Source organism: Streptomyces sp. NPDC048211, assembly GCF_043202315.1.
Taxonomy (GTDB): Bacteria; Actinomycetota; Actinomycetes; order Streptomycetales; family Streptomycetaceae; genus Streptomyces.
In genome coordinates this window covers 14,975-37,674 of sequence record NZ_JBIDAD010000018.1, presented here as the reverse complement: position 1 = coordinate 37,674, position 22,700 = coordinate 14,975, and the positions used below count along the sequence as shown (strand labels likewise).

At 73.0% G+C, this 22,700-nt stretch carries 18 protein-coding genes and 1 riboswitch; of the genes, 12 read left to right on the top strand and 6 right to left on the bottom strand.

All coding sequences use genetic code 11. The annotated features are described in order from the left end of the window. Positions 1 to 24 precede the first annotated feature (24 nt). The gene (locus tag ACGFZA_RS38145; RefSeq protein WP_393685288.1) at positions 25 to 750 is read left to right on the top strand and encodes a hypothetical protein; all 726 of its coding nucleotides are present in this window, start codon (positions 25 to 27) and stop codon (positions 748 to 750) included. Positions 751 to 810: 60 nt separating this feature from the next. On the opposite strand, the gene ACGFZA_RS38140 is transcribed toward ACGFZA_RS38145, so the two are convergent. The 3 genes from ACGFZA_RS38140 to ACGFZA_RS38130 form a co-directional block, all read right to left on the bottom strand. Continuing rightward, complete coding sequence (locus ACGFZA_RS38140; RefSeq protein ID WP_385280742.1) at positions 811 to 1,602, bottom strand: enoyl-CoA hydratase/isomerase family protein; 792 nt, start codon at positions 1,600 to 1,602, stop codon at positions 811 to 813. Positions 1,603 to 1,759: 157 nt separating this feature from the next. Next, positions 1,760 to 1,981, bottom strand: a complete 222-nt coding sequence (locus ACGFZA_RS38135; protein WP_007263382.1) for a helix-turn-helix domain-containing protein — start codon at positions 1,979 to 1,981, stop codon at positions 1,760 to 1,762. A gap of 399 nt (positions 1,982 to 2,380) precedes the next feature. Next, on the bottom strand, positions 2,381 to 3,979 hold the full coding sequence (locus ACGFZA_RS38130) for an ABC-F family ATP-binding cassette domain-containing protein (RefSeq protein WP_385280745.1): 1,599 nt from the start codon (positions 3,977 to 3,979) through the stop codon (positions 2,381 to 2,383). A gap of 280 nt (positions 3,980 to 4,259) precedes the next feature. On the opposite strand from ACGFZA_RS38130, the gene ACGFZA_RS38125 reads away from it, so the two are divergent. Both ACGFZA_RS38125 and ACGFZA_RS38120 read left to right on the top strand, forming a co-directional pair. Next, positions 4,260 to 5,150 carry a neutral zinc metallopeptidase gene (locus tag ACGFZA_RS38125; RefSeq protein ID WP_393685285.1) on the top strand — a complete coding sequence of 297 codons (891 nt, stop codon included), beginning with the start codon at positions 4,260 to 4,262 and terminating at the stop codon, positions 5,148 to 5,150. 123 nt (positions 5,151 to 5,273) lie between these two features. Next, positions 5,274 to 5,687 carry a VOC family protein gene (locus ACGFZA_RS38120; protein ID WP_393685283.1) on the top strand — a complete coding sequence of 138 codons (414 nt, stop codon included), beginning with the start codon at positions 5,274 to 5,276 and terminating at the stop codon, positions 5,685 to 5,687. Between the two features lie 171 nt (positions 5,688 to 5,858). Here ACGFZA_RS38120 and ACGFZA_RS38115 read toward each other — a convergent pair whose 3' ends face one another. The 3 genes from ACGFZA_RS38115 to ACGFZA_RS38105 form a co-directional block, all read right to left on the bottom strand. Continuing rightward, positions 5,859 to 7,169, bottom strand: coding sequence for a hypothetical protein (locus ACGFZA_RS38115; RefSeq protein ID WP_385280926.1), 1,311 nt, complete (start codon positions 7,167 to 7,169; stop codon positions 5,859 to 5,861). 185 nt (positions 7,170 to 7,354) lie between these two features. Continuing rightward, a complete protein-coding gene (locus tag ACGFZA_RS38110) occupies positions 7,355 to 8,482 on the bottom strand; it encodes an alpha/beta hydrolase (RefSeq protein ID WP_385280754.1) in 1,128 nt (375 codons plus the stop codon). Positions 8,483 to 8,739: 257 nt separating this feature from the next. After that, positions 8,740 to 9,402, bottom strand: a complete 663-nt coding sequence (locus ACGFZA_RS38105) for a class II aldolase/adducin family protein (RefSeq protein WP_393685281.1) — start codon at positions 9,400 to 9,402, stop codon at positions 8,740 to 8,742. A gap of 236 nt (positions 9,403 to 9,638) precedes the next feature. Here ACGFZA_RS38105 and ACGFZA_RS38100 point away from each other — a divergent pair, with 236 nt between their 5' ends. The 9 genes from ACGFZA_RS38100 to cobI all read left to right on the top strand — a co-directional run bounded on the left by ACGFZA_RS38100 (position 9,639) and on the right by cobI (position 22,698). Beyond that, complete coding sequence (locus ACGFZA_RS38100; RefSeq protein WP_385280760.1) at positions 9,639 to 10,901, top strand: anion permease; 1,263 nt, start codon at positions 9,639 to 9,641, stop codon at positions 10,899 to 10,901. Between the two features lie 24 nt (positions 10,902 to 10,925). After that, the gene (locus ACGFZA_RS38095; protein WP_385280763.1) at positions 10,926 to 11,159 is read left to right on the top strand and encodes a hypothetical protein; all 234 of its coding nucleotides are present in this window, start codon (positions 10,926 to 10,928) and stop codon (positions 11,157 to 11,159) included. A 161-nt stretch (positions 11,160 to 11,320) separates the two neighbouring features. After that, positions 11,321 to 11,453, top strand: a riboswitch (cobalamin riboswitch). A 134-nt stretch (positions 11,454 to 11,587) separates the two neighbouring features. Further along, positions 11,588 to 12,580, top strand: coding sequence for a cobalamin biosynthesis protein (locus ACGFZA_RS38090; protein WP_385280765.1), 993 nt, complete (start codon positions 11,588 to 11,590; stop codon positions 12,578 to 12,580). Continuing rightward, positions 12,577 to 14,118, top strand: coding sequence for a cobyric acid synthase (locus ACGFZA_RS38085; protein ID WP_385280768.1), 1,542 nt, complete (start codon positions 12,577 to 12,579; stop codon positions 14,116 to 14,118). The genes ACGFZA_RS38090 and ACGFZA_RS38085 overlap by 4 nt, the downstream gene beginning before the upstream one ends. Continuing rightward, positions 14,115 to 17,789, top strand: coding sequence for a cobaltochelatase subunit CobN (gene cobN, locus ACGFZA_RS38080; RefSeq protein WP_393685277.1), 3,675 nt, complete (start codon positions 14,115 to 14,117; stop codon positions 17,787 to 17,789). The genes ACGFZA_RS38085 and cobN overlap by 4 nt, the downstream gene beginning before the upstream one ends. Positions 17,790 to 17,916: 127 nt before the next feature. Next, on the top strand, positions 17,917 to 19,935 hold the full coding sequence (locus ACGFZA_RS38075) for a putative cobaltochelatase (protein WP_393685275.1): 2,019 nt from the start codon (positions 17,917 to 17,919) through the stop codon (positions 19,933 to 19,935). Further along, a complete protein-coding gene (gene cobO / locus ACGFZA_RS38070) occupies positions 19,935 to 20,534 on the top strand; it encodes a cob(I)yrinic acid a,c-diamide adenosyltransferase (RefSeq protein WP_385280777.1) in 600 nt (199 codons plus the stop codon). The genes ACGFZA_RS38075 and cobO overlap by 1 nt, the downstream gene beginning before the upstream one ends. Further along, positions 20,528 to 21,973 carry a cobyrinate a,c-diamide synthase gene (locus ACGFZA_RS38065; protein WP_385280780.1) on the top strand — a complete coding sequence of 482 codons (1,446 nt, stop codon included), beginning with the start codon at positions 20,528 to 20,530 and terminating at the stop codon, positions 21,971 to 21,973. Before cobO ends, ACGFZA_RS38065 begins: the two co-directional genes overlap by 7 nt. Continuing rightward, positions 21,970 to 22,698, top strand: coding sequence for a precorrin-2 C(20)-methyltransferase (gene cobI, locus ACGFZA_RS38060; RefSeq protein WP_385280783.1), 729 nt, complete (start codon positions 21,970 to 21,972; stop codon positions 22,696 to 22,698). The genes ACGFZA_RS38065 and cobI overlap by 4 nt, the downstream gene beginning before the upstream one ends. The last annotated feature ends 2 nt before the right edge of the window (positions 22,699 to 22,700 follow it).

Here is a 22,700-nt window from a genome sequence, read left to right as displayed (position 1 = left end):
CCGTGGATGCGGCAGGGTGGAGCAATGACGACGGCTGACGGCTCGCACAGGGCCCAAGGATGGACGGCCGCGGTCCGGCAGCGGCTCGGCCTGGGCCGGCTGCTCCCGCTGGGCGGCCCGGCCGACGGGGCCTGGATCTCGGAACGGGCCGCGGTCGGCGTGCTGCGCCGGGCGGTGGGCGGTCCGGGGCCGGTCGTGCTGGAGCTGCGGATCGCCGCGGCCGATGCCGACGCGGCTCCCGCCCCGCAGGTGCCGCCGCCGCCGAGCGCCCTGCCTGCGGGGCCGCTGCGTATCGAGGCCACCGTGGCCGCGACGGCGCACCAGCCGCTTCCGGCCGCTGCCGCGGCGCTGCGCTCGGCCCTGTTGACGGCTGCCGCGCGGCGGCTCGGGCTGACGGTCGACGAGGTGGACGTCCGGGTGGCGGAGTTGCTGGACGCCGAGCCGGAACGGGCCGAGCCGCCCCCGGTGGAGGTGCGCCCGGCGGAGCCCGAGGGTGCGGCAGGCCGTGCCGCCGCTGGAGTGACGGGGGTCGCGGCGCTGACGCGGGTGCTGGGCGCACCCGTGCACACGGGTGCGGACCATGTACGGGTCGAACTGGCGACGGACGGAAGCCACCGGGCGCTGGACGTGGCCCTCGCGGTGCGGGCGGCGGTGACGGACGCGGTGGACGGACATCCCCCGGTCGCGGTGCTGGTCACCGCGGTGACCGCGGAACCGGAGCCACGGATCCCGGTCCCCCCGGCCGGCTGACACGGCACGGGCCCCGGGCGGTGTGCCCGGGGCCCGGTGCCGCGTCGGTTGCGGGGTGTGTCAGTCGGCCGTGCCCGAGAGGTCACGCAGCCGACGGCCCTGCGCGGCGCGCTCGGCGGCGCGCTGCTCCTCGTACGTACGGGAGACGGCGCCGCTCAGCAGGGCCTTGGTCTCGATGACGGCGTCGCGCGGGGCCGCGATCAGGGCGCCGGCCAGATCACGGGCGGCTCCTTCGAGCTCCGCTGCGGGCACCACGAGGTTGGCCAGGCCGGTGCGCTCGGCCTCGTCGGCGTGCACGAAGCGGCCGGTGGCGCAGATTTCGAGCGCGCGTGCGTACCCCACCAGGTGCACCAGGGGGTGCGTGCCGGTGAGGTCGGGGACCAGCCCGAGGCTGGTCTCGCGCATGGCGAACTGCACGTCCTCGGCGACGATCCGCAGATCACAGGCGAGGGCGAGCTGGAAGCCGGCGCCGATGGCGTGTCCCTGGACGGCCGCGATCGACACGATGTCGTTGCGACGCCACCAGGTGAACGCCTCCTGGTACTCGGCGATGACCGCGTCGAGCTCGGCCTCCGGGCCACGCCCCATGTCGAGGAACGACGGCTCACCGTCGAAGCCCTCGGGGGTGAACGCCTGACGGTCGAGACCGGCGGAGAAGGACACACCTTCGCCGCGCAGCACGACGACCCGCACACTGCCGGGCAGAGCCCGTCCGGCCTCGGTCAACGCCCGCCACAGAGCGGGGGACTGAGCGTTGCGCTTGGCCGGATTGGTGAGGGTCACCGTGGCAACCGCGTCGTCGACGGTGAGTCGTACGCCGTCCTTGTCGAGCACAGTGTCGAGCGAGGTCATGGAGCGCCTCCGGATCGGGTGCAGTCAGCACATGAAGCTAAGTGACTGAACAGTAACCACCCGATCGACCGCACGATCGACCGGGTGACCACCGCCGAACCGGTGAACTCCGGGACGGGCTCGTATGGTGCGAGCCGCCCCGGTCCGCGGACGGCCGTCAGGCCGCAGCGGCCTTCTTGCCTCGTGTCGCGCCGCCGCGTCCCCGCAGCGTCACTCCGGACTCACTGAGCATCCGGTGGACGAATCCATAGGAGCGGCCTGTTTCCTCGGCCAACGCCCGGATGCTCGCACCGGAGTCGTACTTCTTCTTCAGGTCTGCCGCGAGCTTGTCGCGCGCGGCGCCGGTCACCCGGCTGCCCTTCTTCAGAGTCTCGGCCACCCGTGCCTCCTCGTGGGAAGTGCGCTCTGGACTCTCATGATCACCCCTCGGGGCCGTCCTGGCCACCCATTCGGCAAGGTCCGTGCAAGCGGATCGACGCCCCGTGCAGGCGACGACACGATCGGAATCAGACATTCCGCAGGGTCGCCGGGGCAGCGGGGGAGCAACGCCGGAGGAACGGCCAGGTCAGGGCCGCACGGGAATCGGGGCCCCTCATGCGTGCACCCGGCAGGTATCTGCCGGGTGCCGCGCCGAGGTACGAGACGCCCTCACACAGATGATGGATCACGCGTAGGCCGAATGATCCAGTGCGAGTGGATCAGCGGGCCGCGACGGCCGGAATGCGCTCGCCGCGCACGGCCGACGGCCGGGCACGAGCCCGGCACGCACCGGACCGGGTCAGGCCAGCGAGACCAGGTCCCGGTAGTCCGCACCCCACAGGTCCTCGACGCCGTCCGGCAGCAGGATGATCCGCTCGGGCTGGAGCGCCTCGACCGCGCCCTCGTCGTGCGTGACGAGGACGACCGCGCCCTTGTACGTACGCAGCGCGCCGAGGATCTCCTCGCGGCTGGCCGGGTCGAGGTTGTTGGTGGGCTCGTCGAGCAGGAGCACGTTGGCCGAGGAGACGACCAGCGTCGCCAGGGCGAGCCGGGTCTTCTCGCCACCGGAGAGCACACCGGCGGGCTTGTCCACGTCGTCCCCGGAGAAGAGGAACGAACCGAGCGTCTTACGGACCGCGACCAGGTCGAGGTCGGGCGCGGCGGAGCGCATGTTCTCCAGGACGGTGCGGTTCGGGTCGAGGGTCTCGTGCTCCTGGGCGTAGTAGCCGAGCTTGAGCCCGTGGCCCTCGATGACGTCGCCGGTGTCGGGCTTCTCCGCGCCGCCGAGGAGACGCAGCAGTGTGGTCTTGCCCGCACCGTTGAGGCCGAGGATGACGACCCGGGAGCCCTTGTCGATGGCCAGGTCGACATCGGTGAAGATCTCCAGCGACCCGTACGACTTGGAGAGGCCCTCGGCCATCAGCGGCGTCTTGCCGCACGGCGAGGGGTCCGGGAAGCGCAGCTTGGCGACCTTGTCGGAGACCCGCACGGCCTCCAGCCCGGAGAGCAGCCGGTCGGCGCGCTTGGCCATGTTCTGCGCGGCCACGGTCTTGGTGGCCTTGGCGCGCATCTTGTCGGCCTGGGCGTTGAGCGTCGCGGCCTTCTTCTCGGCGTTCTGCCGCTCGCGCTTGCGGCGCTTCTCGTCGGCCTCGCGCTGCTGCTGGTAGAGCTTCCAGCCCATGTTGTAGACGTCGATCTGCGAACGGTTGGCGTCGAGGTAGAAGACCTTGTTGACGACGGTCTCGACCAGCTCGACATCGTGGGAGATCACGATGAAACCGCCGCGGTAGCTCTTGAGGTAGTCGCGCAGCCAGACGATCGAGTCCGCGTCGAGGTGGTTGGTGGGCTCGTCGAGGAGCAGGGTGTCTGCGTCCGAGAAGAGGATCCGGGCCAGCTCGACACGGCGTCGCTGACCGCCGGAGAGCGTGTGGAGCGGCTGGGCGAGCACCCGGTCGGGGAGGCTGAGGGCCGCGGCGATGGTGGCCGCCTCGGCCTCGGCCGCGTAGCCGCCCTTGGTGAGGAACTCCGTCTCCAGGCGCTCGTACTTCTTCATCGCCTTCTCGCGGGTGGCGCCCTTGCCGTTCGCCATCCGCTCCTCGTTCTCCCGCATCTTGCGCAGGATCTCGTCGAGGCCGCGGGCGGACAGGATGCGGTCCCGGGCGAGCACGTCGAGGTCGCCGGTGCGCGGGTCCTGCGGGAGATAGCCGACTTCGCCGGAGCGGGTGATCGTGCCGGCGGCGGGGGTGCCCTCGCCCGCGAGGCACTTGGTGAGGGTCGTCTTGCCCGCCCCGTTGCGGCCGACGAGGCCGATGCGGTCGCCCTTGGCGATGCGGAAGGAGGCGGATTCGATGAGCATGCGGGCGCCGGCGCGCAGCTCGATGCCGGAAGCGGTGATCACGGGGAAAAACTCCAGAGCGGTATGGACGGCGGAGGAACGACTAGCGATTCACGACTCGACGCCGTTACTCACGCACACGCACAAGGAGAATTGCCATGAGAACCAGTCTACTGGCGGTGTCCAACCACTTTTCCGCCTGCTCCCGGCGCAGTTGCCGAAAGCTCGCCCAGCGCGCCCGGCCCACTCCCCCACGTGACCAAAAACGGGCATTGCGGTGTGAATTATCTGATACTCGGCGCATGGCTGTGCGGCAGCCGCGAGCGGAGCAGAGGGTGGTGCCATGCAGTTCGACGATGACGCCGATCTGGACACGTCCGAGGTCCGGGACACGCGCGGCAGCCGCATCCCGGGCGGCAGGGCCACCGTGGGCGGCGGGATCGCGGGCGTCATCGCGCTGATCCTGGGGCTGCTCTTCGGGGTCGGCCCCGATCAGCTCGGGCTCTCCTCCGGCGACTCGGGCACGACCGCGACCGCCTCCTCGGCGGCGCAGGTCGAGCAGAACTGCCGGACCGGCCGGGACGCCAACACCAAGGACGACTGCCGGATCGTCGCGGTGGTCAACAGCGTGCAGGACTACTGGCGCCAGGAGTTCCAGCGGCGCGACGCCACGTACGGGGGCGCACGCACCGTCCTGTTCACCGACCGGGTCGGCACGGCCTGCGGATCGGCGACCTCGGCCGTGGGGCCGTTCTACTGCCCCGGCGACCGGCAGGTCTATCTGGACCTGGGCTTCTTCGACGAACTGCGGACCAAGTTCGGGTCGAGCGGCGGCCCGTTCGCCGAGGCGTACGTCGTCGCGCACGAGTACGGACACCACGTGCAGAACCAGATGGGAACGCTGGCCCGCGCGCAGGACGGACGGACCGGCGAGAACAGCAACGCGGTGAAGGTGGAGCTGCAGGCGGACTGCTACGCCGGGGTCTGGGCGAACCACGCGACGACGACGCCCGACGAGTCGACCGGCCGGCCGCTGATCACCGAGCTCACCCGGGCGGACATCCGGGACGGGCTGGACGCGGCCGCCTCGGTCGGGGACGACCGGATCCAGGAGAAGTTCCAGGGCCGGGTCACCCCCGAGTCCTGGACGCACGGCTCGGCCGCGCAGCGCCAGCAGTGGTTCACCACCGGCTTCCGCACCGGCGACATGGCCGCCTGCGACACCTTCCGCTGACCTGTGCGAGCGGCCCGTGCCCGGCGTTGCGCAGGGCGTCGCCCGCACCCGGTGGAAGACTGAGACACAGATCACACATGAGCCGCACGGGGCCCGGTGCGGCGCGAGAAGGGACTGAGCACGATGACAGACGCAACGGCGGGTGTTCCGACGGTCTATCCGACGATTCTGTACGACGACGCGAAGGCCGCGATCAAGACGCTGACCCAGGGCCTCGGCTTCACCGAGGAAGCGGTGTACGAGGGCGAGGACGGCACGGTGATGCACGCCGAGCTGTCCTGCGGGAACGGCAGGGTGATGCTGGGCTCCAAGGGCCGCGAGGGCGTCTTCGCCCGGGCGATGCGGGGAGCGGGGCCGGCCGGCGTCTACGTGGTGGTCGACGAGGTCGACGCCCATCACGCACGGGCCGTGGAGCACGGGGTGGAGATCCTCATGCCGCCGACCGACCAGGACTACGGCTCCCGGGACTACATGGCGCGCGACGCGGAGGGCAATGTGTGGAGCTTCGGGACCTACGCCCCGGGCACGGCGGGCTGAGCGACGGGTACGGCGGGCTGGGCGGTCACGGGCACGAGCACGGCAACGGTGCGCCCGGGCGACCCCGGGGCGCGATGCCACGCCGGCACCCGGCACCCGGCACGACGGTGCGGCCGGTTCCGGCGCCCCTGTGGACCGGACAGGGGTCGCCGGACAGCGGGCGGTGCCGGTTCAGGCCCCGCCGGTGTGCACCTGGAACGCCGCCTTGCGGACCGCTTTGGCGAGCGCGGGGTCGGGGTGCGCGGCGGCCAGGGCCACCAGGACCTGGACGGTGCGCGGGTGGCCGACGGCCCGTACCTCGTCCAGCAGCGCCGGGACGGTGCCCTGCACGGCCGCGTCGAGGTGGCGGACCAGCAGTCCCGTCTCGCCGTGGTCGGCGACGGCCGCCGCCGTGTCGACCCAGAGCCAGGTGGCCTCTTCGCGGCTGAGGACCTCCTGGGCGTCCTCGGGGTCGGCCCCGTCGTACTCGGCGAGCCAGAGCAGCGCGTAGGGGCGCAGTGACGGGTCGGTGACGACGGAGCGCACCACGGGCTCGGCCGGCGCGCCGACGACGCGGAGCGCCTCGAAGGCGAGTCCGCGCAGCAGGGCGTCCTCGCCGCGGGCCACACCGAGGAGTTCGGCGACGGCGCTGCCGACGGGGCGGGCGGCGAGCCAGGCGCGGTATTCGGCACGGGCCGGTCCGGGGGTGAGCCGGGCGCACCCGAGCAGCATGTCGGCGGCGGACTGCTCGATGTTCCCGGCGGGGCTCTGGGCGGCGACGCAGATCTGTTCCAGCTTGACCCAGACCGCCCAGTTTCCGAGCGGAGTCAGGGTGGCGGTCCCGGGACCGAGGGTGAGCGCGCCGACGGCGGCCAGCCCCTCCAGGGCCCAGTCCAGCAGGAGGGCGACCAGTGCGGCGGGGTGGGCGGTGGGCGCCGGTGCTGCGGGGGCGGGCAGCGGCTGGGGCCCGTACGGCACCTCGCAGCGCTCCTCGTGCAGTTCCGCCACGCGCTGGCCGAGCAGGTCGAGGAGTGCGGGCACGGTGACCGGGCCCGCCGAGAGCTGAAGGAGGGAGAGCACCTGGGGCACGGCCTCGACGGCCTCGGCGACCGCGGTGGACTCGATGTCCTGCGGTGCGGGGTGGACGAGCGACCAGGCGTCGAACAGCGCCACCCAGCCGCGGAGCACGGCGGAGTCGTCGCGGTCCCAGGCGCGCAGCCGCCAGCCGGGCCGAGCGGTGTCGCCGTGCAGTTCCACGAGTCCGGCGAGCCTGGCCCGGTCCCAGCCGGAGCGCACCTGGGCCGGGGACAACTCCAGCGCCGCCGCGGCCCGTTCGAGGGCCTGGGCGGCCAGGGGAGGCGTGCCGGAGCTCGCACCGTCGGCCGCCCAGCGGGCGATCCGTACGGCGTCGGCGAGAGCGGTCCTGGCCTGTCGGGCCAGTTCCGCCCGGGGCGGGGTGCCCTCGGGCGGGCGGGGCGCCGGCCTGGTGCGCCGGGTGGTCACGGCCTTGCGAGCGGTGGCGAGGGGTCGCGGGCGGACAAGTCGCAGCCTGGAGTCGCGCGGGGTACGGGACGTCACGGGGAGCAGTCTTGCCTCTGACAGCCCGAAAGCCCAAACGGAACCCGGATCACCGGTGGCTGGGCGCGACCGCACCGGCCGGGACCAACCGGCCGAAGCGGCACATCAGCTCACATCAGGGGCGTGAGGAAGCGTCGCAGGGTCTCTTCGTAGCGGACCGGATCCGCATTCCACATCGCCGCATGCGGAGCCTGGGGCACAGCGTGCAGCGCGACCAGGTCGGGCCGGCGCGCGGCGAGCTCCCGGGACGGCTGCCAGGGAGCCAGGGTGTCGTCGGGCCCGTGGAAGATCAGCGTCGGTACGTGCAGGGTCGCCGGGAGCGAGGTGTCCAGGAGCCGGGCGCCGTGCAGCCCGGTCTGTCCCTGGGCGGCGCGGACGGCGAGGGGCAGCAGGGCGGCCGGAACGCCGCGGGCGGCGGCCAGGGCGCGCAGGGTGGTGGCCCAGTCCAGCACCGGTGAGTCGAGGACGAGACCGCAGATGCGGTCCCGCAGCGCGGAGTTGGCGCAGGCGTGCAGGGCCATCGAGGCGCCGGTGGACCAGCCGTGCAGGACGACCTTCTCGGCGCCGTAGCGCACGGCGAAGCGGATGGCGGCGTCCAGGTCGCGCCATTCGGACTCGCCGAGGTGCGCCAGTCCGTCCGGGGAACGCGGGGCACCGGCGTCGCCGCGGTAGGCGAGGTCGAGGACGGGCAGCTGCTGCCCGTGCAGGAAGCCCGTCACGTTCAGGGGGTGTTCCCGGGTGGTGCCGAGGCCGTGCGCGGTGATCACCCAGGTGTCGCGGGGGCCCGGCACGAACCAGGCGGGCAGGCCGCCGAGTTCGCCGGGGATCTCCACCTCGCGGAAGTCGAGGCCGAGGGCGGTGGCGGGGTCGCCGGTGTGGACCTCCGGCGTGATGCGGACCCTGGCGCCGGGGCTCAGGATGCCGCGGTTCACGCGTTCCAGCCGGCGTACGACGGTGTCGGGGGACTGGTGGGCCTCGTCGATCACCGGCCCCACGACGGCGTGGACGTCGTCGCCCACCAGCCCGTAGGTACCGGGGCGCAACGACGTGAAGGACCGGGTCAGGGTGACCTGACCGGCCGCGGTCGCGTGCACGGTGAGTCGGCGGTCGGCGGGGAGGGGGCGGCCGGACGGCGTCTTGAGGGCGACGCCGCCGGCGTAGCGGCCGGCCGCGACCGCTGCCGCGCCGACGCCGAGGACCGTGGTGACGGCAGCTGCCGTTGCTGTAGCGGGGCGCACGGCTTCAGTGTCCGGGGCGATGCCGCACGCTGCCAGCGGACGGGGGCCGTCCGGTGGGCGGGGGCTGTCCGGGGGCGGGGGCTGTCCGGGGGCGGGAGCCGTCCGAGGAGCCGAGGCCCTGCGGGCGGGAACCCCAGGTGCGCGAGGGCCTCCGATCCGCGAGGACCTCAGGCGCGCGGGGAGCCTCAGGCCGCGCGAGGGCCTCCGGTGCGCGCCGGCCTCCCCCGGCCGGTCCGGTCCGGAACCCCGTAGGTGATTCAGCCCGGCTGCTGCCCGTACCCCTTCAGCGCTTCCTTGACCTCGTTCAGCTGCTCCGGGGTGAGCAGGGCCGGGGTGCGGCCGGGTACGGAGCCGGCGGCGAGCCAGACGCGGCACAGCCATTCGAGCTGGGCGGTGCGGTCGTAGGCCTCGTCCAGGGTGGCGCCGTAGGTGACCGTGCCGTGGTTGCCCAGCAGACAGCCGGTGCGGTCGCGCAGCGCCGCGAGCATGTTCTCGGCCAGTTCGTCGGTGCCGTACCGGGCGTAGGCGGCGACCCGGACGGGGCCGCCCAGCATCGCGGCGGCGTAGTGGACCGACGGCACCTCGGTGACGAGCGTGGAGACGGCCGTGGCGTGCACCGCGTGGGTGTGCACGACGGCAGCCGCGTCGGTGTTCCGGTACACCGCGAGGTGGAGGGGGAGTTCGCTGGTGGGGGCCAGCTCGCCGAGGATCTGGTTCCTCTCCGGATCGACGCCCACCAGGTCCTCCGGCCGGAGCCGGTCGTACGGCACTCCGCTCGGGGTGACCAGCACCGTCCCGCCGACGCGCGCCGAGACGTTGCCCGACGTCCCCACGACGAGCCCCTCGGAGGCCGTCCTGCGGGCGGTGGCGACGACCGCATCCCAGGTCCGTTCGATCGAATCCCGCCACTCGTTGCTCATACGAAGATCCTTTCAACGGATGAGCGGCCCACTGCCACCCCTCCCTCGACAGCCCGTCCGGACTCCGGATTCCGGGCCCACACCGGCCCGTGCCGGAATCCCGCCGTCGCGCGGCGGACGAAAAGGGCGGCGGCACTCCGGATGGGGTCACCGCAACGCCCTGCTCAGTTCATCTTCCGTTCACCCAGGTTGCCTACGGTCCACGTGCCACTGACGTCGAACGATTGCCTGGGTAAATGGAACACATCACGCTGCTGCTCGCGATTGTGATCGTGACAGCTCTAGTGTTCGATTTCACGAACGGTTTCCACGACACCGCCAACGCGATGGCCACGACCATCTCGACCGGCGCACTCAAACCCAAGACAGCGGTGGCCATGTCCGCCGTTCTCAACCTCGTAGGCGCGTTCCTGTCGGTGGAGGTCGCCAAGACGATCTCCGGCGGGATCATCAACGAAGACGGGCTCAGAACCGAGGTCATCTTCGCGGCGCTCGTCGGCGCCATCCTGTGGAATCTGCTGACCTGGCTGGTCGGGCTGCCGTCCAGCTCGTCCCACGCACTGTTCGGCGGCCTGATCGGCGCCGCGGTGATGTCCGCCGGCTGGTCGTCGGTCGACGGCGGCACCGTCGTCACCAAGGTGCTGCTCCCCGCGGTCGCCGCACCGGTCGTCGCCGGTCTGGCGGCGCTGCTGGCCACCAAGCTGACGTACCGCATCGGCGGAAAGGTCACGGGCGGCGCCCAGGAGAAGGCCACCGCCAAGGGGTACCGCGCCGGCCAGATCGCCTCGGCCGGGCTCGTATCGCTCGCCCACGGCACCAACGACGCGCAGAAGACCATGGGCATCATCACGCTCGCCCTGGTCACCGGCGGCGTCCTCGCCCCCGGCTCCAACCCGCCGGTGTGGGTCATCGTGTGCGCCGGCCTCGCCATCGCGCTCGGCACCTACCTGGGCGGCTGGCGCATCATCCGCACCATGGGCAGCGGCCTGACCGAGCTGAAGCCGCCGCAGGGCTTCGCCGCCCAGACCAGTGCGGCCACGGTCATCCTGGCCTCCTCTCACCTCGGCTTCTCCCTCTCCACCACCCAGTCCTGCTCCGGCGCCGTCATGGGCGCGGGCCTCGGCCGCAAGGGCGGCGTGGTCCGCTGGTCCACCGCCACCCGGATGTTCGTCGCCTGGGGTCTGACCCTGCCGGCCGCCGGTCTGGTCGGTGCGGGCGCTGAGTTCCTCACCAAGCAGGGCACCTGGGGTGTCGTGGTCGTAGCGGCGCTGCTGATCGCCGGCTCCGGTGCGATCTGGATGCTGTCGCGGCGCAAGCCCGTCGGACACGACGACGTCGCCCCGGCCGGTGCGGACGCCGAGCCCGCGGGTGTCGTCACCACGGCCATCGCGGCCGTCAGCCCGCCGCCCACCGCGGCTGCCCAGCCCCATGACCTCATGGCCACCATCCCGGCCCCCGCCGGGCCGGTCACCGACCCGGCCCGACCCGCCACGGTCTAGAGCCTCCGGTAAGGACAGATCTCCATGAACATCGACTGGGCAGCCCTCGGCACCGTCTTCGGCGTCTCGCTCGTCGCCACCGTCGCGCTGGTGGGCCTCTTCACCCTCGGCATCGCCGGCCTCTCCAAGCAGCCGGAACCGGCCGCACAGGGCGGATCGACGGGCGGATCGCTCGTACTGGCCCGCACCGGCGCGTACGTCTGCTTCGCGCTGTGCGCCGCCGCCGTGGCCTACGGCATCTATCTGATCGTCGCCTGAGACCACACCCTCCCCTTCCCGCTCACCCGCATCGGGCCGGACGCACCTCGTGTGCGCCCGGCCCGATGTGCGTCTGCGCACACTGCACCGCCGCAGGTCAACGGCAAGTTGACGGGCGTTCGCAGAGCGTGGTGGACTGCCGGAGCCATTACGGCGACAGCAGAGGAAGCCGGTGCGAATCCGGCGCGGTCCCGCCACTGTCACCGGGGAGCAGTCCCCCACCACTGGAAGTCACGGTCCACGCAAGCGGACTGGAAGGCCGGGGGAACTGCGGATCCGGAAGCCAGGAGACTCTCGTCGCCGTCACGTCGAACCAGGGCGCGGACCCTGAGTGAGGACATATCGCCATGCCCGGCTGCCGTGCGTTCCCTCCTGTGCGACTCAGAACAGGCCCCAAGGTCCTTCGAGGCGCAACGGCCGGCTGAACCGTGCGTGCCGATCGCATCTTCGCGTACGGCGCCACAGCCGGTCTGATCGGCGATCTGCTGCTCGGTGACCCCCGCAGGGGGCACCCGGTCGCCGTCTTCGGGCGGGCCGCGGCAGGCGTCGAACGCCGTCTGTGGCGCGACCATCGCGGGTGGGGCGCCCTGCACACCCTGGTCTGCGCCGGAGGCGCCGCCGGGGGTGCCGCGCTGGCCTCCCGCGCCCTGCGCCACCACCCCGCCGCGTCCGTCGCCCTGACCGCCGCCGCCACCTGGTCCGTCGTCGGCGGTACGTCGCTGGGGCGCGAGGCCCGGGCCATCGGTGGCGCGCTCGCCGCCGGGGACATCGAGCTGGCCCGTGAGCGCCTGCCGCACCTGTGCGGCCGCGACCCGCACTCCCTGGACGGGCCGCAGATCGCCCGCGCCGTCGTGGAGTCCGTCGCCGAGAACACCTCGGACGCCGTCGTCGGCGCCCTGGTGTGGGGCGCGCTGGGCGGGGTGCCCGGACTCGTCGGCTTCCGGGCCGCCAACACGCTCGACGCGATGGTCGGTCACAAGTCGCCCCGCTACCGGCGCTACGGCTGGGCATCGGCCCGCCTCGACGACGTCGCGGGCTGGCCGGGCGCCCGGCTGACGGCCCTGCTCGCCGTGACCGCCGGGGGACGGCCACGCGGAGCGGCCCGTGCCTGGCGGGCCGACGCCGCCGGGCACCCGAGCCCCAACGCGGGGCCGGTGGAAGCCTCGTTCGCGGGCGCGCTCGGCGTACGGCTCGGCGGGACGCTCGCCTACGGCGGCCGGGTCGAGCACCGTCCCGTGCTCAACGGGGAGACGGGCCGCGCGGTGGAGCCCGAGGACATCGAACGGGCCGTACGGCTGTCGCGTCGCGTGAGCGCGCTGGCCCTCGGCGTGAGCGTGGCCGCCCGGCTGGGCGCGGGGCTCGCCGCCCGGCGCCTCACCCGGACCCCGGAAACGCGCATCCCAGGACGGAGACGGACATGAGCGGCGGACTGCTGGTCGCCGGAACCACATCGGACGCGGGCAAGAGCGTCGTCACGGCCGGCATCTGCCGCTGGCTGGTGCGCCGGGGCGTGAAGGTGGCGCCGTTCAAGGCACAGAACATGTCGCTCAACTCCTTCGTCACCCGCGAGGGCGCCGAGATCGGCCGCGCCCAGGCCATGCAGGCCCAGGCCGCCCGGGTGGAGCCGACCGCGCTGATGAACCCGGTGCTGCTCAAACCGGGCAGCGACCGCTCCAGCCAGGTCGTCCTGATGGGGCGTCCGGTCGGCGAGATGAGCGCACGCGGCTACCACGGCGGCCGGCAGGAATCGCTTCTGTCGACCGTCGTGGACTGCCTGGAGCAGCTTCGGGGCACGTATGACGCAGTGATCTGCGAGGGGGCGGGCAGTCCGGCCGAGATCAATCTGCGGCGCACGGACATCGTGAACATGGGCATCGCACGGGCGGCACGCTTCCCGGTGGTGGTCGTCGGCGACATCGACCGCGGAGGGGTCTTCGCCTCGTTCTTCGGTACGACGGCGCTGCTCTCGGCCGAGGACCAGTCGCTGATCGCGGGCTATCTGGTCAACAAGTTCCGCGGCGACGTCTCGCTGCTGGAGCCGGGCCTGGACATGCTGCGCGATCTCACGGGACGGCCCACCTACGGGGTACTGCCGTTCGCCCACGGCCTCGGCATCGACGAGGAGGACGGACTGCGGGTCTCGCTGCGGGGCGCCGTACGGGAGTCGGTGCTCGCGCCGCCGCACGGCGAGGACATCCTGCGCGTCGCCGTGTGCGCCGTGCCGCTGATGTCCAACTTCACCGACGTGGACGCGCTGGCGGCCGAACCGGGCGTCGTCGTGCGGTTCGTGGACCGCGCCGAGGAACTCCACGACGCCGACCTCGTCATCGTGCCCGGCACCCGCGGCACCGTGAAGGCGCTGGCCTGGCTGCGCGAGCGCGGGCTCGCCGACGCCCTGCTGCGACGCGCCGCCGAGGGCCGCCCGGTGCTGGGCATCTGCGGCGGCTACCAGATCCTCGGCGAACACATCGAGGACGACGTGGAGTCGCGCGCCGGGCGGGTGGACGGGCTCGGACTGCTGCCCGTAACCATCCGGTTCGACCGCGAGAAGACCCTCGCCCGGCCAACCGGTGAGGCGCTCGGCGCCCCCGTCGAGGGGTACGAGATCCACCACGGCGTCGCGGACGTGCGCGGCGGCGAGCCCTTCCTCACGGACGGGCAGGGGCAGCGCCTGGACGGCTGCCGCTCCGGTTCCGTGTGGGGCACCCACTGGCACGGCTCGCTGGAGAGCGACGCCTTCCGCCGCCGCTTCCTGACGGAGATCGCGCAGGCGGCCGGCCGGCGCTTCGTCCCGGCCCCCGACACCTGTTTCGCCGGCCTGCGCGAGGAACAGCTCGACCGCCTCGGCGACCTCATCGAAGAACACGCGGACACCGATGCGCTGTGGCGACTCATCGAGTCGGGCGCACCGGCAGGACTTCCCTTCATCGCCCCCGGAGCACCTGGAGCACGCGCATGAACGCCCCGCTGACCGCCCCGCTGAGCACCGTGTTGCTGTTGTCGACCGCCGACACCGACCTCCTCGCCGCCCGCGCCTCGGGCGCCCCCTTCCGGATCGGCAACCCGACCCGTATCGACGTCCACGAGGAACTCCCCGCGCTGATCGAGGGCTCCTCCGTCGCCGTGGTCCGTCTGCTGGGCGGCAAGCGTGCCTGGGAGGACGGGCTGGCCGCCCTGAAGGCGGCCGGCATCCCGACCGTGCTGCTCGGCGGTGAGACCGTGCCGGACGCGGAGCTGATGGCCGAGTCGTCCGTACCGGCCGGGGTCGTCGCCGAGGCGCTGCGCTACCTGGTGGAGGGCGGCCCGGGAAACCTCGTCGAGCTGGCCCGCTTCCTCTCCGACACCGTCCTGCTCACGGGGCACGGCTTCGCCGAACCGCAGAAGATGCCCGAGTGGGGCCTGCACGGCAGCCGTAGTTTCACCGAGGGCCGCCCGACCGTCGGCGTGCTCTTCTACCGGGCTCATCACCTCTCCGGCAACACCTCGTTCGTCGACGTGCTGTGCGACGCCGTCGAGGCGCGCGGCGCCAACGCCCTTCCCGTGTACTGCGGTTCGCTGCGCGGTGCGGACGCCGGACTGTACGAGCTGCTCGGCCGGGCCGACGCCCTGGTCGCCACGGTGCTCGCGTCCGGCGGCACCCGCGCGTCGGACGCCTCCGCCGGGGGCGACGACGAGGCCTGGGACATCGGCGCGCTCGCCGACCTGAACGTGCCTGTGCTGCAAGGGCTCTGCCTGACCTCCTCGCGCGCCGCGTGGGACGCCTCGGACGCCGCGCTCTCCCCCATGGACGCGGCGATGCAGGTCGCCATCCCGGAGTTCGACGGCCGCCTCATCACCGTGCCGTTCTCCTTCAAGGAGCAGGGCCCGGACGAGGTGCCGGTGTACCGCGCCGACCCCGAGCGGGCGGCCCGCGTCGCCGGGATCGCCGTGCGTCACGCCGTCCTCAAGCACAAGACGAACGCCGAGAAGAAGCTCGCCCTGGTCTTCACCGCCTACCCCACCAAGCACTCCCGCGTCGGCAACGCGGTCGGCCTGGACACGCCCGCCTCCGCCGTCCGCGTCCTGGACGCCCTGCGCGATGCCGGATACGGCGTCGAAGGGCACCCGGACAACGGTGACGAGCTCATCCACCGCCTCATCAACGCCGGTGGCCACGACGTGGAGTGGCTGACCGAGGAGCAGCTCGCCGCGGCTCCGGCGCGGGTGCCGCTGGCGGACTACCGGGAGTGGTTCGCGAAGCTGGAACCGGAGCTGCGCGACTCGATGCTGGAGCACTGGGGCGAGCCGCCGGGCTCGCTGTACGTGGACGGGGACGACATCGTCCTCGCCTCGCTCCGGTTCGGGAACGTGGTGGTGCTGATCCAGCCGCCGCGCGGATTCGGCGAGAACCCGATCGCGATCTACCACGACCCGGACATGCCGCCCTCGCACCACTACCTGGCCACGTACCGCTGGCTGGAGAACACGTTCGGCGCGGACGCCGTCGTCCACATGGGCAAGCACGGCACGATGGAGTGGCTGCCCGGCAAGGGCCTCGGCCTGTCCGCCGGCTGCGGCCCGGACGCGGTGCTCGGCGAACTCCCCCTGATCTACCCGTTCATCGTCAACGACCCGGGCGAGGGCACCCAGGCCAAGCGCCGGGGCCACGCCACGGTCGTGGACCACCTGGTGCCGCCGATGGCGCGCGCCGACACCTACGGCGACCTGGCCAAGCTGGAGCAGCTGCTCGACGAGTACGCGCTGGTCAGCGACCTGGACCCGACGAAGGCGCCCTCGGTGCGGGCGCAGATCTGGACCCTGGTCAAGGCCGCCGAGCTGCACCACGACCTGCATGTCGACGAGCAGCCGGGCGACGACGACTTCGACTCGTTCGTCATGCACATCGACGGCTACCTCTGCGAGATCAAGGACGTCCAGATCCGCGACGGGCTGCACATCCTGGGCGGCGGCCCGGTCGACGAGGCCCGGGTCAACCTGGTCCTCGCGGTGCTGCGCGCCTCGCAGGTGTGGGGCGGTACGGCCAACGCGCTGCCGGGTCTGCGGGCGGCGATCGCCGAGCACTTCGGGCTCAGCGAGAAGGAGCTGCTGGGCGAGCCGGGCGCGGCCGTGAAGGTGCCGGACGGGCTGAGCGCGCTGGTGGAAGGGCCGGCACGGACCGGCGCGGACGCGATCGACCTGCTGGAGCAGTTGTGCCGCCGGCTCGCGGAGGGCATGGAGGCGCGCGGCTGGGACGTGACCGCCGCGGCCGGTCTCGTACGCGAGGTGCTGGGCATCGAACTCCCGGACGCCGTCGCCGTCCTGGGCTTCGCCTGCGAGGAGGTCGTGCCCCGGCTGGCCCGGACGACCGACGAGATCGACCACATCCTGAAGGCTCTGGACGGCGGCTTCGTCCCGGCGGGCCCCTCGGGTTCGCCCACGCGCGGACTCGTCAACGTGCTGCCGACGGGCCGCAACTTCTACTCCGTGGACCCGAAGGCGATTCCGTCCCGGCTGTCGTGGGAGGTCGGCCAGTCGCTCGCGGACTCGCTGATCGCCCGGTACCTGGCTGACACGGGCGACTACCCGAAGTCGGTCGGCCTGACGGTGTGGGGCACCTCCGCGATGCGCACCCAGGGCGACGACATCGCGGAGATCCTGGCGCTGCTCGGCTGCCGGCCGGTGTGGGACGACGCCTCGCGCCGGGTGACGGGCTTCGAGGTGGTGCCGGTGAGCGAACTGGGCCGGCCGCGCATCGATGTGACGGTCCGGATCTCGGGCTTCTTCCGGGACGCGTTCCCGCACGTGGTGGGCCTGATCGACGACGCGGTCCGCGCGGTGGCCGAGCTGGACGAGCCGGCCGACGCCAACTACGTACGGGCGCACGCCGACGAGGACACCGCCGAGCACGGCGACCGCCGCCGGGCCACGGCCCGCATCTTCGGCTCGAAGCCGGGGGCGTACGGGGCGGGGCTGCTGCCGCTGATCGACGCGCGCAACTGGCGGTCGGACGCGGACCTGGCCGAGGTGTACGCGGTCTGGGGCGGTTACGCCTACGGACGCGGCCTTGAGGGGCGGGCCGCGCGCGGGGACATGGAGACGGCGTTCCGGCGGATCGCGGTGGCGGCGAAGAACGTCGACACGCGGGAACACGACCTGGTCGACGCCGACGACTACTTCCAGTACCACGGCGGCATGGTCGCCATGGTGCGGCATCTGACGGGCGAGTCGCCCGAGGCGTACGTGGGCGATTCGGCGACGCCGGACCAGGTGAAGACGCGGACGCTGGGCGAGGAGACCCACCGGGTCTTCCGGGCGCGGGTGGTGAACCCGCGCTGGATGGCGGCCATGCGGCGCCACGGGTACAAGGGCGCCTTCGAGATGGCGGCGACCGTGGACTACCTGTTCGGGTACGACGCGACGGCGGGGGTGGTCGACGACTGGATGTACGAGAAGTTGTCGGCGGAGTACGTGTTCGACGAGACCAACCGGGACTTCATGAGGAAGTCCAACCCGTGGGCGCTGCGCGGGATTTCGGAGCGGTTGCTGGAGGCGGCCGAGCGGGGGCTGTGGGCGGAGCCGGACGCGGAGACGCTGGAGCGGTTGCGGGCCACGTATCTGGAGCTCGAAGGGGAACTGGAGGGGGACGAGTGAGGCGGGTGCGCGTGGTGTGCGCGGCGCCTGCGGCGGGCCTGTCCCCTACCCGCCCCGCTCCTCAATCGCCGGAGGGGCCGGCACGCGCCCCTGAGGGACATGGATTCGCCCTCGTCAAGGAGGCCTTGTGAGTACGCCTTACCCCTTCACCGCCATCGTCGGGCAGGACGATCTCCGGCTCGGACTGCTGCTCAACGCGGTGAGCCCCGCCGTGGGTGGCGTCCTCGTGCGCGGCGAGAAGGGCACCGCCAAGTCCACCGCGGTCCGCGCGCTGGCCGCGCTCATGCCCGAGGTGGCCGTCGTCCCCGGCTGCCGGTTCTCCTGCGCTCCCGGCTCCCCCGATCCGGCGTGTCCCGACGGTCCCCACGAGCCCGGGTCCGGCGTGTCGCGGGCGGCGCGGACCGTGGAGCTGCCTGTCGGCGCGTCCGAGGACCGGCTCGTCGGGGCGCTCGACATCGAGCGGGCGCTCGCCGAGGGCGTGAAGGCCTTCGAGCCGGGGCTCCTCGCGGACGCGCATCGCGGCATCCTGTACGTCGACGAGGTCAACCTGCTCCACGACCACCTGGTCGACCTGCTGCTCGACGCCGCCGCCATGGGTGCCTCGTACGTCGAGCGCGAAGGCGTCTCCGTACGGCATGCCGCGCGCTTCCTGCTCGTCGGGACGATGAACCCCGAAGAAGGGGAGCTGCGCCCGCAGTTGCTCGACCGCTTCGGGCTGACCGTCGAGGTCGCCGCCTCCCGGGAGACCGATCTGCGGGTGGAGGTGGTGCGGCGACGGCTCGCGTACGACGACGATCCGGCCGCGTTCGCCGCCCGGTGGGCCGACGAGGAGGGCGCGTTGCGGGCCCGGATCGTGGCCGCCCGGGCTCTGCTGCCACGCGTGCGGCTCGGTGACGGTGCCCTGCGGCAGATCGCCGCCACCTGTGCCGCCTTCGAGGTCGACGGGATGCGGGCCGACATCGTGATGGCCCGGACCGCCACCGCGCTGGCCGCCTGGGCCGGGCGCGAGGACGTGCTGGCCGAGGACGTACGGCAGGCAGCCCTGCTCGCGCTCCCCCACCGGCGCCGGCGCAATCCCTTCGACGCGCCGGGGCTCGACGAGGAAAAGCTCGACGACACACTGGAGCAGAACAGCGCCGAGGACGACGATCCGGACCCGGACGGCCCGGGTGGCGGCGGCCGGCCGCCGGAGGGCGACGGGCCGGACACGCCGCCGCAGGGCGAGGGCGGCGCCGACGACACGCCCGCGCAGTCCGTGCCCGAGCAGGGCGGGGAACCGGACCGGGGGCAGTCCACCGGGGGCGGCGAGCAGCAGCCCGTGCGGGCCGGTGAGCCGTTCCGTACGAAGATGCTGAGCGTGCCGGGTCTCGGGGAGGGCGCGGCGGGACGGCGGTCCCGGGCGCGTACCGAGCACGGGCGCACGACCGGTGCCCGGCGTCCTCAGGGCGCGCTGACCAAGCTGCATCTGGCCGCGACCGTGCAGGCCGCAGCCCCGCACCAGCGGGCGCGGGGCCGGTCGGGGCGCGGGCTGGTGGTGCGGCGGGACGATCTGCGGCAGGCGACGCGGGAAGGGCGCGAGGGGAACCTCGTGCTGTTCGTCGTGGACGCGTCCGGGTCGATGGCCGCCCGGCAGCGGATGACCGCCGTGAAGGGTGCGGTGCTGTCGCTGCTGATGGATGCCTACCAGCGGCGGGACAAGGTCGGGCTGATCACCTTCCGGGGCAAGGACGCCGAGGTGGCGCTGCCGCCGACGTCGTCGGTGGACGCCGCCGCCGCGCGGCTGGAGATGCTGCCGACCGGCGGGCGTACGCCGGTGGCCGCCGGGCTGTTGAAGGCGCATGACGTGCTGCGGGTGGAGCGGCTGCGCGATCCGTCGCGGCGGCCGTTGCTGGTCGTGGTGACCGATGGGCGGGCGACCGGCGGGCCGGAGCCGGTGGCGCTGGCCGCGCGGGCTGCCCGGCTGCACGAGGCGGAGGGCATCGCCTCCGTCGTCGTGGACTGCGAGTCGGGGCCCGTACGGCTCGGGCTCGCGGCGAGTCTCGCGGGTGACCTGGGCGGCACCGCCGTCACCCTCGACGAGCTGCGCGCCGATTCGATCGCCGGACTGGTCAAGGACGTTCAGGGCTACAGCAGGAGGGTCGCGTAATGCCGCAGGGACAGCCGGTCAGTGTGCCGGACGACGGGCTCACCACCCGGCAGCGCCGCAACCGGCCGCTGCTGGTGGTGCACACCGGCATCGGCAAGGGAAAGTCGACGGCCGCCTTCGGGCTGGCGCTGCGTGCCTGGAATCAGGGGTGGCCGATCGGGGTCTTCCAGTTCGTGAAGTCGGCGAAGTGGAAGGTCGGCGAGGAGAACGCGCTGAAGGTCCTCGGCGCGAGCGGTGAGGGCGGGTCCGTCGCCTGGCACAAGATGGGCGAGGGCTGGTCCTGGGTCCAGCGCGACCAGCAGCTCGACAACGAGGCGGCGGCGCGCGAGGGCTGGGAGCAGGTCAAGCGCGATCTGGCGGCCGAGACGTACCGGCTGTACGTGCTCGACGAGTTCGCCTACCCGATGCACTGGGGATGGGTCGACACCGAAGAGGTCGTCGAGGTGCTGCGCCGGCGGCCCGGGAACCAGCACGTGGTGATCACCGGTCGCAACGCACCCGCCGCGCTGGTGGACGCGGCGGACCTGGTGACCGACATGTCGAAGGTCAAGCACCCGATGGACGCCGGGCAGAAGGGCCAGAGGGGCATCGAGTGGTGAACGTTCCGCGCCTGGTCGTCGCCGCGCCGTCGTCCGGCAGCGGCAAGACCACCGTGGCGACGGGCCTGATGGCCGCCTTCGCCGGGCGGGGGCTCGCCGTGTCCGGGCACAAGGTGGGGCCCGACTACATCGATCCGGGCTACCACACGCTCGCCACCGGGCGGCCGGGGCGCAATCTCGACGCGTACATGTGCGGGCCGGAGCTGATCGCTCCGCTGTTCGCGCACGGTGCGGACGGGTGTGACCTGGCGGTCGTCGAGGGCGTGATGGGGCTGTACGACGGCGCGTCGGGGCAGGGTGAGCTCGCGTCCACCGCCCAGGTGGCGAAGCTGCTGCGGGCGCCCGTGGTGCTGGTCGTGGACGCGTCGTCGCAGTCGCGGTCCGTGGCGGCCCTGGTGCACGGTTTCGCCTCGTGGGACACGCAGGTGCGGATCGGCGGGGTGATCCTGAACAAGGTGGGCTCCGACCGGCACGAGGCGTTGCTGCGGGAGGCCCTGGACGAGTCCGGGGTACCGGTGCTGGGGGTGTTGCGGCGGGCCGCGCAGGTGGCGGTGCCGTCACGGCATCTGGGGCTGGTGCCGGTGGCCGAACGGCGGGGCGATGCGGTGGCCGCTGTCGCGGCGATGGGGGATCGGGTGCGGGCCGGGTGCGACCTGGAGGCGCTGCTTGCCTTGGCGCGGTCTGCGCCTCCCGTGCCGGGTGCGGGTGCGTGGAGCGCGGCCGAGGCTGTGGGCGCCTGCGGCGGGCCTGTTCCCCTCCCCGCCCCTTCCCGGCAGCGACATGATGCGGCTCCGCCGCGGGGGGGCTCCGCCCCGGACCCCGCTCCTCGAACGCCGGAGGGGCTGAGCGTTGCTGTCGCCTCCGGTCCCGCGTTCACCTTCTCCTACGCCGAGCACAGCGAGCTCCTCGCCGCCGCCGGGGCCACCGTCGTGCCGTTCGATCCGTTGCGGGACGAGGCATTGCCCGACGGGACCCGGGGGGTCGTCATCGGGGGCGGGTTTCCCGAGGTGTACGCGCCCGACCTGTCGGCCAACGAGCCGTTGCGCAAGGCCGTCGCGGAGCTGGCCGCCTCCGGCGCTCCGGTGGCCGCCGAGTGTGCGGGGCTGCTGTATCTGGCCCGGTCGCTGGACGGGCTGCCAATGTGCGGGGTCCTGGACGCCGAGGCGCGGATGTCGGAGCGCCTCACGCTCGGCTACCGGGACGCCGTGGCGCTCTCCGACAGCGTGCTGGCGGTGGCCGGGACCCGGACGCGCGGGCACGAGTTCCACCGCACCGTGCTGGAACCCGGTGCCGGGGACGAGCCGGCCTGGGGCATGCACCAGCCGGAGCGGCGCGTCGAGGGGTTCGTGCACCGGGGCGTGCACGCGAGTTATCTGCATACGCACTGGGCCTCGGCGCCCGGTACGGCCCGCCGATTCGTGGAGAGGTGCGAAGGATGAACACGCTGGTGGGGGTCGGGGTCGGCCCGGGTGATCCGGAGCTGGTGACCGTCAAGGGCGTCAACGCGCTGCGGGACGCCGCGGTCGTCGTGGTGCCCGTGATGGACACGGGTGAGCGGGGGCGTGCCGAGGCGACGGTGCTGCACTACGTCGGTGCGGAGAAGGTCGTCCGTGTCGTGTTCGCGCTGAACGAGCGGACGGACCGGGCGCGCCGGGAGGCGGCGTGGGACGCGGCGGGCGCGCGGGTCGCGGAGCTGCTGCGTACGCACGGTTCGGTGGCGTTCGCGACGATCGGCGACCCCAATGTGTATTCGACGTTCACCTACCTCGCGCACACGATCGGTGAACTGCTGCCGGGCACGGACGTGGTGACGGTGCCGGGGATCACGGCGATGCAGGATCTGGCCGCGCGCAGTGGCGCGGTGCTGACCGAGGGCACCGAGCCGTTGACGCTGGTGCCGGTGACCGCCGGGGCGGCCGTGCTGAGGGAGGCGCTGAAGGGGCCCGGGACGGTCGTCGCGTACAAGTTCGGGCGGCTGGCCGAGGAGGTCGCCACGGCGTTGCGCGAGACGGGGCGGACCGAGGACGCGGTGTGGGGTTCGGCGCTCGGGCTGCCGGAGGAGTCGATCCGGCCGGCGGCGGAGCTGGCCGACGGGCCGTTGCCGTACCTCTCCACGCTGATCGCGCCCGCGCCGCGCGACGGCGGGCGGGGCGGCAAGTTGTGAGG